This window comes from Streptococcus mitis, from assembly GCF_009496155.1.
Classification (GTDB): domain Bacteria; phylum Bacillota; class Bacilli; order Lactobacillales; family Streptococcaceae; genus Streptococcus; species Streptococcus mitis_BQ.
In genome coordinates this window covers 1-15,393 of the sequence record NZ_WIJP01000001.1, presented here as the reverse complement: position 1 = coordinate 15,393, position 15,393 = coordinate 1, and the positions used below count along the sequence as shown (strand labels likewise).

General features: G+C 42.0%; 16 protein-coding genes and 1 pseudogene. 7 read left to right on the top strand and 10 right to left on the bottom strand.

Going from position 1 to position 15,393, the window contains the following annotated elements; all coding sequences use genetic code 11:
- Positions 1 to 136 precede the first annotated feature (136 nt).
- Positions 137 to 1,273 carry an L-lactate oxidase gene (gene lctO / locus GEZ84_RS00085; RefSeq protein ID WP_000120714.1) on the bottom strand — a complete coding sequence of 379 codons (1,137 nt, stop codon included), beginning with the start codon at positions 1,271 to 1,273 and terminating at the stop codon, positions 137 to 139.
- A gap of 215 nt (positions 1,274 to 1,488) precedes the next feature.
- On the opposite strand from lctO, the gene GEZ84_RS00080 reads away from it, so the two are divergent.
- From GEZ84_RS00080 to GEZ84_RS00065, 4 genes are read left to right on the top strand one after another with little or no spacing between them, the layout of a single operon-like run.
- Complete coding sequence (locus GEZ84_RS00080; protein ID WP_153222822.1) at positions 1,489 to 2,169, top strand: amino acid ABC transporter permease; 681 nt, start codon at positions 1,489 to 1,491, stop codon at positions 2,167 to 2,169.
- Positions 2,129 to 2,806, top strand: a complete 678-nt coding sequence (locus tag GEZ84_RS00075; protein ID WP_153222821.1) for an amino acid ABC transporter permease — start codon at positions 2,129 to 2,131, stop codon at positions 2,804 to 2,806. Before GEZ84_RS00080 ends, GEZ84_RS00075 begins: the two co-directional genes overlap by 41 nt.
- Positions 2,807 to 3,565 (top strand): amino acid ABC transporter ATP-binding protein, encoded by a 759-nt coding sequence (locus GEZ84_RS00070; protein WP_153222820.1) that lies wholly within the window; start codon positions 2,807 to 2,809, stop codon positions 3,563 to 3,565.
- Positions 3,566 to 3,576: 11 nt separating this feature from the next.
- Positions 3,577 to 4,443 carry a cysteine ABC transporter substrate-binding protein gene (locus GEZ84_RS00065; RefSeq protein WP_153222819.1) on the top strand — a complete coding sequence of 289 codons (867 nt, stop codon included), beginning with the start codon at positions 3,577 to 3,579 and terminating at the stop codon, positions 4,441 to 4,443.
- 61 nt (positions 4,444 to 4,504) lie between these two features.
- Here GEZ84_RS00065 and pyrE read toward each other — a convergent pair whose 3' ends face one another.
- The 7 genes from pyrE to typA all read right to left on the bottom strand — a co-directional run bounded on the left by pyrE (position 4,505) and on the right by typA (position 12,002).
- Positions 4,505 to 5,137, bottom strand: a complete 633-nt coding sequence (pyrE, locus tag GEZ84_RS00060) for an orotate phosphoribosyltransferase (protein ID WP_153222818.1) — start codon at positions 5,135 to 5,137, stop codon at positions 4,505 to 4,507.
- A 33-nt stretch (positions 5,138 to 5,170) separates the two neighbouring features.
- On the bottom strand, positions 5,171 to 5,872 hold the full coding sequence (gene pyrF / locus GEZ84_RS00055) for an orotidine-5'-phosphate decarboxylase (RefSeq protein WP_153222817.1): 702 nt from the start codon (positions 5,870 to 5,872) through the stop codon (positions 5,171 to 5,173).
- A 233-nt stretch (positions 5,873 to 6,105) separates the two neighbouring features.
- Complete coding sequence (locus GEZ84_RS00050; RefSeq protein WP_153222816.1) at positions 6,106 to 7,350, bottom strand: cell division protein FtsQ/DivIB; 1,245 nt, start codon at positions 7,348 to 7,350, stop codon at positions 6,106 to 6,108.
- Positions 7,351 to 7,359: 9 nt separating this feature from the next.
- Complete coding sequence (locus tag GEZ84_RS00045; RefSeq protein WP_153222815.1) at positions 7,360 to 8,418, bottom strand: UDP-N-acetylglucosamine--N-acetylmuramyl-(pentapeptide) pyrophosphoryl-undecaprenol N-acetylglucosamine transferase; 1,059 nt, start codon at positions 8,416 to 8,418, stop codon at positions 7,360 to 7,362.
- Position 8,419: 1 nt separating this feature from the next.
- Positions 8,420 to 9,772 (bottom strand): UDP-N-acetylmuramoyl-L-alanine--D-glutamate ligase, encoded by a 1,353-nt coding sequence (gene murD / locus GEZ84_RS00040; RefSeq protein WP_153222814.1) that lies wholly within the window; start codon positions 9,770 to 9,772, stop codon positions 8,420 to 8,422.
- Positions 9,773 to 9,886: 114 nt separating this feature from the next.
- Positions 9,887 to 10,141, bottom strand: coding sequence for a DUF3165 family protein (locus GEZ84_RS00035; RefSeq protein WP_153222813.1), 255 nt, complete (start codon positions 10,139 to 10,141; stop codon positions 9,887 to 9,889).
- Positions 10,142 to 10,160: 19 nt separating this feature from the next.
- Complete coding sequence (gene typA / locus GEZ84_RS00030) at positions 10,161 to 12,002, bottom strand: translational GTPase TypA (protein ID WP_000164108.1); 1,842 nt, start codon at positions 12,000 to 12,002, stop codon at positions 10,161 to 10,163.
- Between the two features lie 161 nt (positions 12,003 to 12,163).
- Between typA and GEZ84_RS00025 the strand changes: the two genes are divergently transcribed.
- Positions 12,164 to 12,889, top strand: a complete 726-nt coding sequence (locus GEZ84_RS00025; RefSeq protein WP_153222812.1) for a 16S rRNA pseudouridine(516) synthase — start codon at positions 12,164 to 12,166, stop codon at positions 12,887 to 12,889.
- A 33-nt stretch (positions 12,890 to 12,922) separates the two neighbouring features.
- Here the strand turns inward: GEZ84_RS00025 and GEZ84_RS00020 are convergent, their stop codons facing one another.
- The gene (locus GEZ84_RS00020) at positions 12,923 to 13,306 is read right to left on the bottom strand and encodes a rhodanese-like domain-containing protein (protein ID WP_153222811.1); all 384 of its coding nucleotides are present in this window, start codon (positions 13,304 to 13,306) and stop codon (positions 12,923 to 12,925) included.
- The gene (locus GEZ84_RS00015; protein ID WP_319946393.1) at positions 13,306 to 13,575 is read right to left on the bottom strand and encodes a YqgQ family protein; all 270 of its coding nucleotides are present in this window, start codon (positions 13,573 to 13,575) and stop codon (positions 13,306 to 13,308) included. The genes GEZ84_RS00020 and GEZ84_RS00015 overlap by 1 nt, the downstream gene beginning before the upstream one ends.
- A 63-nt stretch (positions 13,576 to 13,638) precedes the next feature.
- Between GEZ84_RS00015 and GEZ84_RS00010 the strand changes: the two genes are divergently transcribed.
- The gene (locus GEZ84_RS00010) at positions 13,639 to 14,547 is read left to right on the top strand and encodes a LysR family transcriptional regulator (RefSeq protein ID WP_153222809.1); all 909 of its coding nucleotides are present in this window, start codon (positions 13,639 to 13,641) and stop codon (positions 14,545 to 14,547) included.
- 50 nt (positions 14,548 to 14,597) lie between these two features.
- Positions 14,598 to 15,393: pseudogene (locus GEZ84_RS00005) on the top strand (N-acetylmuramoyl-L-alanine amidase); the annotation flags it as partial.

Sequence of the window (15,393 nt, the reverse complement as noted above, 5' to 3'; positions counted from 1 at the left end):
ATCAAAGTGCAAACTAGGAAGCTAGCTGCAGCACTGCTTTGAGGTTGTAGATAAGACTGACGTGGTTTGAAGAGATTTTTGAAGAGTATAAAACACAAGCAAAAACCTCCACACTTAGTGGAGGCAAGCTATTTTATCAATACAATTTTAAGTCGCGTGGGTCAACTGGGAAGGTTGGGTTGTATGGGTTATGACGAAGTTTAAAGTGTTTGACATCTTCAATCGTCTGAGTTCCAGACAACTGCATAACTGTCTTCAATTCCGCATTCAAGTGTTCAAAGACTTGACGCACACCGACACTACCACCGAGAGCCAAACCATAGATGACAGGACGACCAATAGCTACCAAGTCTGCTCCTGAAGCCAAGGCTTTAAAGACGTGTTGACCACGACGAATACCTGAGTCAAAGACAATTGGCACACGTTTGTCAACTGCTTCGGCTACTTCTTGAAGTGAGTCGAAGGCAGCTGGTCCACCGTCGATTTGGCGACCACCGTGGTTGGTTACCCAGATACCAGAGGCACCAGCAGCAAGCGAACGTTCAACGTCCTCACGGCATTGTGGTCCCTTGACATACACAGGAAGTCCAGAGTATTCAGCTATAAATTCTACATCACGTGGAGACAAGCGTTGTTTAGCTGATTTGTAAACAAAGTCCATTGATTTACCAGCACCTTCTGGTAGATATTCCTCAACAATCGGCATGCCAACTGGGAAGACAAAGCCATTACGCTTGTCTACCTCACGATTGCCCCCTACAGTAGCGTCTGCCGTCAAGACAATCGCTTTATAACCTTCAGCCTTCACACGGTCCATGATGTGGCGGTTAATTCCGTCATCTTTACTAAAGTAAAATTGGAACCAGTGAGGTGTCCCTTGAAGGGCTTCCGTAATTTCTGGAAGGTCCACAGTAGAGTAAGAGCTGGTTGTATAGAGGGAACCAAACTCATGCACACCTCGCGCAGTAGCCACTTCACCCTGTTCATTTGCTAATTTATGAGCCGCAACAGGCGCCATGATGATTGGTGAAGACAATTTTTCACCTGCAAATTCAATCTCTGTACTTGGATTTTCAACATCGCAAAGAGTATGCGGAACGATAAGTTTGTGGTTAAAGGCACGGATATTCTCACGTAAAGTGAAAGTATCTTCCGCCCCACTAGCTATATAGCCAAATGCTGCTTTAGGAATAACTTGTTGCGCCATTGGCTCCAAATCATAGGTATTGATGAAATCTACATGACCTTCTGCATTGCTTGTTTTGTATGACATAAAATGCCCTCCTTAATAAGTAAGCGTTTACTTTGTATATTACAAAAATATCTTAACTCTTTTTTCAACACTTTTCAAATATTTTGTTTGAAAATTTCAGAAATTTTAGGACTATGATAAAAAATCCTTATAACAGCAATAAAAAATACATATTATCCAAAGTAGATTTTAAGTGCTACAATAACTGTATTATTTCTAGATAGGAGGTTCTATTTTTGGATTGGTCCATTGTTGAACAATATCTACCACTATATCAAAAGGCATTCTTTCTGACCTTGCATATTGCAGTGTGGGGAATTTTGGGATCCTTTCTGCTCGGTTTAATCGTTAGTATCATTCGGCATTATCGAATTCCTGTTTTGGCGCAAGTAGCGACAGCCTATATCGAATTGTCACGCAATACGCCCCTTTTGATTCAACTCTTCTTTCTCTATTTCGGTCTTCCCCGAATGGGGATTGTCCTATCTTCAGAAGTCTGTGCTACTCTGGGACTAGTCTTTTTAGGTGGCTCCTATATGGCAGAATCTTTCCGAAGTGGGCTAGAAGCTGTCAGTCAAACCCAGCATGAGATTGGATTAGCTATCGGTCTGACACCTGTACAGGTCTTTCGCTATGTGGTTCTGCCGCAAGCAACAGCGGTGGCACTTCCCTCCTTTAGTGCCAATGTCATTTTCCTCATCAAGGAAACCTCTGTTTTCTCAGCAGTGGCTTTGGCCGACCTCATGTACGTCGCCAAGGACTTGATTGGGCTCTACTATGAGACAGACATTGCGCTAGCTATGTTGGTAGGTGCTTATCTGATGATGCTGCTTCCCATCTCACTGGTCTTTAGCTGGATAGAAAGGAGGCTCCGCCATGCAGGATTCGGGAATCCAAGTACTCTTTCAGGGAAATAATCTCCTGAGAATCATACAGGGACTGGGTGTTACGATTGGGATATCCATCCTGTCTGTCCTCTTATCCATGATATTCGGAACAGTCATGGGAGTTATCATGACCTCCCATTCTAGAATCGTACGATTTTTGACACGATTTTATCTGGAATTCATCCGTATCATGCCCCAGCTTGTTCTACTTTTCATCGTTTACTTTGGCTTAGCTCGAAACTTTAATATCAATATCTCAGGTGAGACTTCTGCTATTATCGTTTTTACCCTCTGGGGAACAGCTGAGATGGGGGACTTGGTCCGTGGAGCTATCACTTCCCTCCCTAAGCATCAGTTTGAAAGTGGACAGGCGCTCGGCTTGACCAATGTTCAACTTTACTACCATATCATCATCCCACAAGTCTTGAAAAGATTACTGCCACAAGCCATCAACCTTGTTACTCGGATGATTAAAACCACTTCCTTGGTTGTCTTGATTGGGGTTGTTGAAGTGACCAAGGTTGGACAACAAATCATCGATAGCAACCGCCTGACTATCCCAACTGCTTCTTTTTGGATTTATGGAACCATTCTGGTCTTGTATTTCGCAGTTTGCTTCCCTATTTCCAAACTATCCACACACTTAGAAAAACATTGGAGGAACTAAATGTCTAAAACTATCTTAGAAATCAAGGAAATAAAAAAATCCTTCGGAGACAATCCCATCCTCCAAGGTCTTTCCCTGCAAATCAAAAAAGGGGAAGTTGTGGTTATTCTTGGGCCATCTGGTTGTGGGAAAAGTACCCTCCTTCGTTGCCTCAATGGCTTAGAAAGCATTCAAGGTGGAGATATTCTTCTGGATGGTCAATCTATCGTTGAAAATAAAAAAGACTTTCACCTAGTTCGCCAAAAGATTGGCATGGTCTTTCAAAGCTATGAACTCTTTCCACATCTAGATGTCCTTCAAAACCTCATCCTAGGTCCTATCAAGGCGCAAGGACGCGATAAGAAGGAAGTAACGGAAGAAGCTCTGCAATTACTGGAACGTGTCGGTTTGCTAGATAAACAACATAGCTTTGCGCGTCAATTATCTGGTGGACAGAAACAACGGGTTGCAATTGTTCGTGCCCTCCTCATGCACCCAGAAATTATTCTCTTTGACGAAGTGACGGCTTCGCTGGATCCAGAAATGGTGCGTGAGGTTCTGGAACTCATCAACGACTTGGCCCAAGAAGGCCGTACCATGATTTTAGTAACTCATGAAATGCAGTTTGCTCAAGCTATTGCCGATCGGATTATCTTCCTCGACCAAGGAAAAATCGCTGAAGAAGGAACGGCTCAAGCCTTCTTTACTAATCCACAAACCAAACGAGCTCAGGAATTTTTAAACGTCTTTGACTTTAGCCAATTTGGCTCATATCTATAAAGGAGATTCTTATGAAACTACTCAAACCACTCTTAACTGTTTTGGCACTTGCCTTTGCCCTTATCTTTGTCACAGCTTGTAGCTCAGGTGGAAATGCTGGTTCATCATCTGGTAAAACCACTGCCAAGGCTCGTACAATTGATGAAATCAAAAAAAGTGGCGAACTTCGAATCGCAGTATTTGGAGACAAGAAACCATTTGGTTACGTTGACAATGATGGTTCCTACAAAGGTTACGATATTGAACTTGGGAACCAACTGGCTCAGGATCTTGGTGTCAAGGTTAAATACGTTTCAGTCGATGCTGCCAACCGTGCGGAATACTTGATTTCAAACAAGGTGGATATTACCCTTGCCAACTTTACAGTGACTGACGAACGCAAGAAACAAGTTGATTTTGCCCTTCCATACATGAAAGTTTCTCTGGGTGTCGTATCACCTAAGACTGGTCTCATTACAGATGTCAAACAACTTGAAGGTAAAACCTTGATTGTCACAAAAGGAACGACCGCTGAAACTTATTTTGAAAAAAATCATCCAGAAATCAAACTCCAAAAATACGACCAATACAGTGACTCTTACCAAGCCCTTCTTGACGGACGTGGAGATGCCTTCTCTACTGACAATACTGAAGTCCTAGCTTGGGCGCTTGAAAACAAAGGATTTGAAGTAGGAATTACTTCTCTTGGTAATCCAGATACCATTGCGGCAGCAGTTCAAAAAGGCAACCAAGAATTGCTAGACTTCATCAATAAAGATATTGAAAAATTAGGCAAGGAAAACTTCTTCCACAAGGCCTATGAAAAAACACTTCACCCAACCTACGGTAACGCTGCTAAGGCAGATGATCTAGTTGTTGAAGGTGGAAAAGTTGACTAACATCCAATAAAATCACAAAACAAAATCAGGTAATCCTAGTGACTACCTGATTTTATATATTTTAGGCATTTTGCCAATTTTCTTGGTCTTCTTTAAAGCGTTTTAGGAGATCCAAGCCCTCTGGTGTGATATAGCCTTCTTCTTGGGCTAGATGGATGAGTTCACTGTAGTTAGAAAGCGTCACAAGTTTGACACCTGCGTCTGAGAAGTTCTTATCTGCTTTTGGCAATTGGTAGCTGAAAATCGCGACCACACCAAGCACGTCTGCTCCTTCTCGCTTTGCTGCTGCTACTGCTTCCAGAACAGAACCACCTGTTGAAATAAGATCTTCAACCACTACCATTTTTTGACCTTGAGCTACACGGCCTTCAATTTGATTACCAGCTCCGTGATCTTTTGGTTTGCTACGGATGTAGGCAAATGGCATATTCATCTTATCAGCAATAATAGCTCCGTGTGGAATCCCTGCTGTTGCAGTTCCTGCAATCACTTCTACCTCAGGAAAGGCTTCTTTGATAGCATCTACAAAGCCATTTTCAATTAAGGTACGAGTTTCTGGATAAGCAAGTGTCACACGATTATCAGTATAAATCGGTGACTTGATACCAGATGCCCAAGTGAAAGGCTCCTCTGGTTTAAGGTAAACGGCTTGGATTTTCAAGAGGTGGCTAGCGATATCTTTAGCAAGTGTCATGGTATTCTCCTTTTATTTTTCTAATCTAGTTCTTTAATTCCAGTCCTGTGTCCATTCATCCTTGATGGTATGATAAGCTGCAACAGGATCATCAGCTTGGGTAATGGGACGTCCCACTACGATATAGTCACTACCGATTTGATAGGCATCCGCTGGCGTCATCACGCGTTTTTGGTCTCCAACCGCAGCTCCCTGTGGACGAATGCCTGGCGTTAAACAGATAAAATCTGGTTTGGTAACCTGCTTGATGACTTGCACTTCCTGAGCCGAGCAGACAACACCATCTAATCCCGCTTCAGCTGTCTTCTTAGCATAATGAATCACAGACTCTTGCAGGCTGGTTTGGATATTTTGAAACTCCTGCATCTGGGCTTCTGACGTTGATGTGAGCTGCGTTACAGCGATCAATTTGGCTTGTCTTCCAAGACCTTCACGCGCCGCCTTCATCATCTCTACACCGCCAGCAGCATGAACATTGGTCATATCCACACCAAGCTGAGATAAGACCTTCATAGCTGATTTGACTGTATTAGGAATATCATGAAGCTTGAGATCAAGAAAGACACTGTGACCCAGGTCTTTCAAGTAAGACACAATCTCAGGCCCCGTTGCGTAATAAAGCTCCATTCCTACCTTTAGATAAAGGCTTTCTTCCTCTGGGAAAAGAGCTAAAAATTCCTTGACCTCCTCAAAACTAGGAAAATCAAGAGCAATGACTGGACGATGTTCTCGCATAGGTTTCTCCTTTTACCTTTGCTAGTGAGAGAGTCTGGACACAAGAAGCCACGAAAAAAGGAACCTGCCAACAGCAAGGTTCCACGAAAAATGGGTAGTCTCCACCCTTTCACCGTCTAACCTTAGCTGCCTCTCTGGACTGCTTTAAAGGTTTTTTACTATTCTATTATTTCTACTAGCACTTGTCAAGTAAAAACATGGTCACTAAACAACTATGAGAGAAAAGATAGACCCTAGCGACGCGATGATCGCTGGGTCGTCTGGTTTCGATTGCTCTCTTCCTCCAGCTTTTTCTTCTCCTCTTCTAGTTTACTCTGCTGTTCTTCCAGTCTTTTCTTCTCTTCCTCTTTCTGCTTCTTCTCAGCTTCCTTAGCCTCTTGTTTGGCTTTTTCCTCAGCCTCCATAATTAATTTATCCGCCACAGTGTAGCTGTAGATTCCAGCTTCCATGTCAATCACACTCGGTTCTGATAATTGAGGCTTAATCTTACTGTAGTAAGGTAATTTCTTGCTCATTTCAGACAGGGGAACCAAGACTTCGTCTGTATCATACATGGTCAATCGAATTAAATCGGAAGTCACCTTGCTTGGAGCTAATTCCACCTTTTGGATAGCCGCCTTGAGTTCTGGACTAATTTGAGAAAGTTCTGACGTAAAGGTTTTGATTTGTTCGCTGTCATTAAAGAGAACAGATAAATACGTTTCTGGTAAACTGACCAGGCTCACAGAACTGGTCTCAAGCTGACCACTGGAAAGAATAGGATAATGACTTTCTCCAGAAACATAGTAGGCAACAATATCATATTCCTTGACCTTGATAGTAAACTTGGTTGGAAATTGATAGACGAGCTGGGCTGATTCAACCCAATAGTTAGACTTGATCTGCTCTTCATATTTTACCTTGTCTAGCAAAAGGTTAATCGTATAATCCGAATCCTGAATACCTGAAGCCTGTCGAATATCATCAGCTGTAGTTTGCACTGTTCCCTCAACACGAATATCCTTCATAGTCGCATAAGGACTGAGTAGGTAGGCAGAGACAATCAATAAAAGCAGACTTGGAAATAAAATCGTTAGAGCTCGCAAGATATGGATGGCAGGAATTTTCGGTTTAGCCGATTTCTTCTTTACAGGCTTTTTCTCTCTTTTTTTATCCTGTCCTTCGTTCTCTGTAGACTTTGATTTCTCTTTGGATACCTCTTTTTTGACCTCTTCTGAATCTTCGACTTTTTCTTCAGACTCTTCCTTAGCTGATTCTGGGTCCTTTGGATTAGATTCATTCTCTTGATCCTCAGTTTCATCTGTTCCTTCAGATTTTGAAGCCATTCGAGCTTGTTTTTCCTTTTCCTTCTCCTCAGCTAGGGCCGCCTCTTCTTCAGCCTTCTTTTTTAGATATTCTTGGTTTCGTTTCTGCCATTCTGATAACTCTTTCAATTCTTCGAGGATTTCTTTGCCCTCATTTTTCTTATCTTTTGACATTTACTTTCCTTATGATAAATCTTTTTTCAACAATTGATAAAAATCTGCTAGAGATTGCAATTCCTTAGAAGCCTTCATCTTAGATTGGTAATCTTCCTTGTGGCTTAGTAAGTGAGAAAGCTTCTCTTCCAAACTATCCAAGGTCAAATCGCTTTCTTGAAGCTCTTCTGCATAGCCTTTCTTAACAAAGTAAGCTGCATTTTCAATCTGATCACCACGACTAGCTTCACGACCAAGCGGCACAATGACATGTAATTTTGCCATCGCCAAAAGCTCAAAAATCGTATTGGCACCACCTCGTGTCACAACAATATCAGCCAATTCCATCAAGGGTTGATAGAGATTGGTCACATAGTCAACACGAAAAAGATTTTGGCTCAATTCGTTCAGACTAGAATCTCCAGTTAAGTTGATAATATTGTAGCGCTCTGTCAGTTCTTTCTTATGGTCTGTCACCAATTGGTTAAAGACACGAGCACCTGCAGAACCACCGACAAACAATATAGTTGGCAATTGGGGATTAAAGTGGGTTTGAATATCCACCAATTCATCGGGTTCTGGATTTTTTTTATCTGAAACCTTGGTCACTGCTCCCACATGCTCAACCTTAGACAAACTTGAAGCTTGCTCAAAGGTTGAATACATCTTCGTCGCAAACTTATAGGCGATTTTATTGGCCAAGCCCATAGATAGGTCCGATTCATGAATAAAGACTGGCACTCCTGACACACGCGCAGCGATAACTGGCGGCACAGAGACAAAGCCTCCCTTTGAAAAAAGAGCCTGTGGACGAAGTCGCAACATGATAAAGAGCGATTGGACGATTCCCCAGCCAACTTTGAAGACATCCAGCATATTTTGCCAAGAGAAATAGCGACGCAATTTTCCAGTCGCAATGGAATGGAAGGTGACATCTAGACCCGACTTGAGGATTTCTTGGTGTTCGATGCCACGCTTATCTCCGATATAGTGGACTTCCCATCCATCTTCGATGAACTTGGGCATTAACAAAAGGTTGAGGGTCACGTGTCCAACCGTCCCCCCACCTGTAAAGACAATTTTTTTCATATTATTCCTTTAACTCCGCTACTGTGTCGATAAAGAGGTCGCCACGTACTTCAAAGTTAGCGTACATATCCCAGCTGGCATTGGCAGGACTGAGAAGAACCACGTCTCCTTGAGTCGCAAGTTCATAGGCCTTGCGGGTCGCATCTGCAATATCAGTTGCATCCACATAAGCTACACCAGCCTTATCCGCTGCCCGTTTAACACGTTCTGCAGACTGACCGAGGATGACCATCTTCTTAAGCCCAGTAATATCTGGAACCAATTCGTCAAACTCATTACCACGGTCCAAACCACCTGCAATCAAAATGACCTTGCTATTGTCAAATCCTGACAAGGCTTTTTGAGTTGCCAAGATATTAGTCGACTTGCTATCATTATAGAATTTCACACCCTTGATTTCATCCACAAATTGGAGACGGTGTTTGACACCACCAAAGGCTGAAAGAGTTTCTTTGATGGTTTGGTTATCCACACCACGAAGCTTGGCTACAGCAATCGTCGCAAGGGCATTTTCCACATTGTGGCTACCTGGAACTCCGATTTCATCAGCTGCCATGACTACTTCCCCACGGAAGTAGAGTTGACCATCTTCCAGATAAGCTCCATCAACCTTTTCCTGTGTTGAGAATGGTACAACAGTGGCATGTGTTTTAGTAGCTAATTCTTTTGCTAAGTCTTGGTTAAAGTTCAAGACGAGGAAATCAGCTGTTGTCATCTTGTTCTGGATATTCCACTTGGCTGCTACATATTCCTCAAAAGAACCGTGGTAATCGATATGAGTTGGCATGAGGTTGGTAATAACCGCAATCTCTGGATGGAATTCTTGAACGCCCATGAGTTGGAAAGAAGAAAGCTCCATGACAAGCGTGTCCTTGTCTGACGCAGTTTGGACCACTTGACTGGCAGGATAGCCGATATTTCCTGATAAGAGACCATGTTGTCCAGCAGCAGTCAAAACTTCCCCAATCATGGTCGTTGTGGTTGTTTTACCGTTCGAACCAGTAATACCAACAATCGGCGCTTCTGAAATCAAGTAAGCCAATTCCACCTCAGTCAAGACTGGAATTCCCTTGGCCAAAGCCTTTTCAATCATGGGATTACTGTAGGGAATGCCTGGGTTTTTCACCATAAGGGCAAACTCTTCATCCAAAAGTTCCAAAGGATGACCACCTGTGATAACCTTGATCCCTTCTTCCAACAAACTTTGCGCAGCTGGATTGTCCTCGAAAGGCTTCCCATCATTTACTGTCACAATGGCACCGAGCTTGTCCAACAAACGAGCTGCAGATTCACCAGACTTTGCCAAACCTAAAACAAGGACTTTCTTATTTTTAAATTGATCTATTACTTTCATGTCTCGAACTCCATTTCTACTCTTACTATTTTACCATTTTTATGGAAATAATTCTAAATGAAAATGCTCAGATCCAGCATTCTAACAGACAAAAAGAGAGCCAAAACTCTCTTTTTATCTTCTTTTACTTTTACTGACCGACATGAGGGTAATATCTCGCATGCTAAAGTATGCTAGGAAGAGCATAGCGATTGCGATAAAGAATTCTGTAGGTAGCTGAAAGATTTGCAGAACTGACAACATCAGCAAAATCAAAAGTGCTACGAAAGCAAAGACGACAAGGACGATATTGACTGTCCCTTTAATGCTTTCTGGTGTCGCAAATACATAGAGTAGTAATAAGAGGAGTCCTATGATTAAATAAACCATTTTTATCTCTTTCTAGCTCTTATTCAGCTGATTTTTTCTTCTTGTTAGCTTTCTCACGCTCTGCCTTGTTAAGGATTTGTTTACGCAAACGGATAGACTCAGGCGTTACTTCCATGTACTCATCGTCGTTCAAGAACTCAAGAGACTCTTCAAGTGTCAAGATACGAGGAGTCTTGATAACAGCTGTTTGATCCTTAGTAGCTGAACGGACATTGGTCATTTGTTTTGCCTTAGTGATGTTAACTGTCAAGTCGTTTTCACGAGAGTTTTCACCGATGATCATTCCTTCATAAACCTCAGTACCTGGGTTGACAAATATCGTACCACGTTCTTCGATAGACATGATTGAATAAGTTGTAGCCTTACCAGCATCGATAGAGACAAGGGCACCACGGTGACGACCACCAATTTCCCCTGGAATCAATGGCAAGTATTGGTCGAAGGTATGGTTCATGATACCGTAACCACGAGTCATTGACAAGAACTCAGTTGAGTATCCAATCAAACCACGCGCTGGAACAAGAAAGACCAAACGAGTTTGACCGTTACCAGTTGAAATCATATCCAACATTTCACCCTTACGTTCAGAAAGGCTTTGGATAACAGAACCTTGGTATTCTTCTGGAGTGTCGATTTGAACACGTTCAAATGGCTCACATTTAACACCATCGATTTCTTTTACGATAACTTCTGGACGAGATACTTGAAGTTCATAGCCCTCACGACGCATTGTTTCGATAAGGATTGACAAGTGCAATTCTCCACGTCCTGAAACTGTCCATTTATCTGGTGAATCAGTTGGGTCAACACGGAGGGAAACGTCTGTTTGCAATTCTGCCTGCAAGCGTTCTTCTACCTTACGAGAAGTTACCCATTTACCTTCTTTACCAGCAAATGGTGAGTTGTTGACCAAGAAAGTCATTTGAAGAGTTGGCTCATCGATGTGTAGGATTGGAAGAGCTTCAATTGCATCTGTCGGAGTGATGGTTTCACCGACAAAGATATCTTCCATACCAGAAACGGCAATCAAGTCACCTGCTTTAGCTTCTTGGATTTCACGACGTTCCAAACCAAAGAAACCGAAGAGTTTTGTAACACGGAAGTTTTTAGTTGTGCCGTCAAGTTTAGAAAGGGTAACTTGATCCCCAACCTTAACAGTACCACGGAAGACACGACCGATACCGATACGTCCAACGAAGTCATTATAGTCCAAAAGTGACACTTGGAACTGCAAAGGCTCATCTGAGTTATCTACTGGAGCTGGGATATGGTCGATAATCGTGTCAAAGATTGGTGCCATAGTCGCTTCTTGGTCAGCTGGATCATCTGACAATGAAGAAGTTCCGTTGATCGCTGAAGCATACACCACTGGGAAGTCAAGCTGGTCATCATCTGCACCAAGCTCGATGAAAAGTTCCAAGACTTCGTCCACTACTTCTGCTGGACGAGCTGATGGTTTATCGATTTTGTTAACAACCACGATTGGGACAAGGTCTTGTTCCAAGGCTTTTTTCAATACGAAACGAGTTTGTGGCATGGTTCCTTCGTAGGCATCTACGACCAAGACAACACCGTCAACCATTTTCATGATACGCTCAACTTCTCCACCGAAGTCCGCGTGTCCTGGTGTGTCCATGATGTTGATACGAGTTCCGTTGTAGGCAACGGCTGTATTTTTAGCAAGGATAGTAATTCCACGCTCTTTTTCGATATCGTTTGAGTCCATAGCACGCTCTGCCAATTCAGTACGTGCATCAAGCGTTTCTGATTGTTTCAATAATTCGTCAACGAGGGTTGTTTTACCGTGGTCAACGTGGGCGATAATCGCAATGTTACGGATATCTTCTCTAAGTTTTGTCATGATTTCCTCTATAATATTCAAAATTTATTTTCTAACTGAACGATTATACCATAATTTCAAGTAAATAACATAATTCAAGCAAGTGTAAATGTTTTCACTCCGCTTTTCTTTTCACGTCAAGCCTTTTCAAAGCAAGCGACTTATGATAAGATAGGCACAGTATGCGTTTAGATAATTTATTAGCCCAAGAAAAAATCAGCCGAAAGGCCATGAAACAAGCCTTACTCAAAGGGGACATTCTCGTCGATGGTTGCCCAGCCCGCTCCCTAGCTCAAAATATCGATACAGGACTACAAGAACTCCTTTTTCAGGGCCAAATCATTCAAGGTTATGAGCACACCTACCTTATGCTTCATAAACCTGCTGGTGTCGTTACAGCCAACAAAGACAAGAAACTTCCAACCGTCATGGACCTCCTTTCGCCTGACGTCCAGTCTGACAAGCTCTATGCCGTCGGCCGACTGGACCGAGATACGACAGGACTCCTCCTCGTGACCGATAACGGTCCCTTGGGCTTTCAGCTCCTCCATCCCCAATATCATGTCGATAAGACTTATAAAGTTGAGGTTAATGGACTCCTGATACCTGACCATATACAAACCTTTCAAAAGGGAATTATCTTTTTAGATGGCACTATCTGTAAACCTGCAAAACTAGAGATTCTATCTGCAAGTCCTTCCCTCAGTCAAGCCTCCATCACCATTTCAGAAGGAAAATTTCATCAGGTCAAGAAAATGTTCCTCTCGGTTGGTGTCAAGGTGACTTCTCTCAAACGTACCCATTTTGGACCTTGGAGCTTGGATGATAATCTTCAAGAAGGAGACTATCGACCTCTAAACTCAGAAGAATTGGCAAGCATTCGTGACTTTCTCAGAAAAAGTAGTTAAAAAATGAGCTCGGAAACATCCAAGCTCACTTTCTTATTTCTCAACTTTGACTTTCCCTTTCCAAGAATCCAAACCATAAGAAAGGATATAAATCTCAGGAAAACCTTGTTTTTTCAAGTAAAGGGCTGCATTTGTGACACGTTGCGCACGTTGGTTTTCGTAGAGAAGGACAGGTTTATCCTTACGAAGGGCTGCAAGACTGGTCTTCAACTGACTTGAAGGAATATTGCGGGCACCAAGGATATGTTTTCTGTGGAATTCAGCTGGGTCTCGCAAATCAATCAATTGACCCGTACGAATCAAGGCTTCAAATTCCTCATTGTCCACAATTTTAGCCGCACGGCGAATACGAAGATAGTTAAAGCCCATCCACGCCAACATTGCCAGTATAAGTGCCCACAAAATCCAAGTAACCATTAGTTCTTTTCTCCATTTTTCTCAATATAATTCAATTCCACCTTGTGCTCTCTGCGTAGAACCGCTTCTGCTTCTAGATAGTCTAATTTGTCCATCAACCCTGCATCGTAAATCCGTGAGAGTTCCAACTTCATCAGTTCAATATCATATAAGCGTTTTCCCATGTAAACAATAATACCAAATCGTTTGAGGAATTGCTGCACATCATAGAATGTTTTCATAAGACTCATTCTAGCAAAATTTTGTCTTTTTTTCAAGAAGAGACTCACACAATGCTCCTGATTTTCCTATCTTCTTTGGCGATTCTGACGCAAGTGTGGTACAATAAAAACATGAGAATTCAACAATTACATTATATTATCAAAATCGTCGAAACTGGCTCTATGAATGAGGCAGCCAAGCAACTCTTCATCACTCAGCCAAGTCTTTCCAATGCAGTGAGAGATTTGGAAAATGAAATGGGCATTGAAATCTTTATCCGCAATCCCAAGGGTATCACCTTGACCCGTGATGGGATGGAGTTTCTCTCTTATGCCCGTCAGGTTGTCGAGCAAACTCAGCTTCTAGAGGAACGTTATAAAAATCCTGTCGCCCACCGTGAACTTTTTAGCGTTTCATCTCAACACTATGCCTTTGTGGTCAATGCCTTTGTCTCTTTGCTCAAGAAAAGCGATATGGAGAAATACGAGCTCTTCCTTCGTGAAACTCGAACTTGGGAAATTATCGACGACGTCAAGAACTTCCGTAGTGAGGTCGGTGTCCTATTTTTGAACAGCTACAACCGTGATGTTTTAACCAAGATGCTGGATGACAACCACCTGCTGGCTCACCATCTCTTCACAGCCCAACCGCATATCTTTGTCAGCAAGACCAATCCTCTGGCAAAGAAAGACAAGGTCAAACTGTCTGATTTGGAAAATTTCCCTTATTTGAGTTATGACCAAGGAACTCACAACTCCTTCTACTTTTCAGAAGAGATTCTCTCGCAGGAATACCACAAAAAATCTATCGTAGTCAGCGACCGTGCTACCCTCTTTAATCTCTTGATTGGTCTGGATGGTTATACCATTGCGACAGGGATTTTGAACAGCAACCTCAACGGAGACAATATCGTTTCTATCCCATTGGATATTGACGACTCCATTGAGCTGGTCTATATCCAGCATGAAAAAACCAGCCTATCCAAGATGGGCGAACGCTTTATCGACTATCTACTAGAAGAAGTCCAGTTTAATAGTTGAGAAATCAGCAAAATTTTATTATGATAACCCAAAAACAAAAGGAGATAAAAATGAAAAAAGTTATACTTGCGAGTACAGTTGCCCTATCTATTTTAGGATTCACTCAAGCAACTGTCCAGGCTCAAGAAAATAAAGCAGAGTCAGTGCGAGAAAATGTAACAATTCCTCATTCAAATACTTCAAAAATCGAAAACCAAGAAAAATCGAAAGAGAATCTTGAAAAAACAGACAATTCTTCTAAAATTGACGATAAAGAAGAAAAAATAGAGAAGAAGCCTGAAGAAACAAAAGTTGAAAAAATCAAAGAAGGTTGGCAAGAAGAAAATAATAACTGGCGATTTTATGAACACAATAAACCTGTTACCGACTGGAAAAAAATCCAAGGAAAGTGGTACTACTTCAACAAAGATGGAAATCGACTAAGCAATACAACCTTTGATGGTTATGTATTCAATAAAGATGGAGTAATGGCTGAAAACGGTTGGAACTTCATCGATGGAAAGTGGTACTTCGCTAATTCTTCTGGAAAAATTTCTCAGAACAAATGGGAAAAAATCAACGATTCTTGGTATTACTTCGACAAAGATGGGATTATGCTTAGTAATACAACCATTAACAGCTACTTGCTTACAAATAGTGGAGCAATGGCCGAAAACAAATGGGTTCTCATTGATAAATATTGGTACTTCGCTAATTCTTCTGGAAAAATTTCTCAGAATAAATGGGAAAAAATCAACGATTCTTGGTATTACTTCGACAAAGATGGGATTATGCTTAGTAATACAACCATTAACAGCTACTTGCTTACAAATAGTGGAGCAATGGCCGAAAACAAATGGGTTCTCA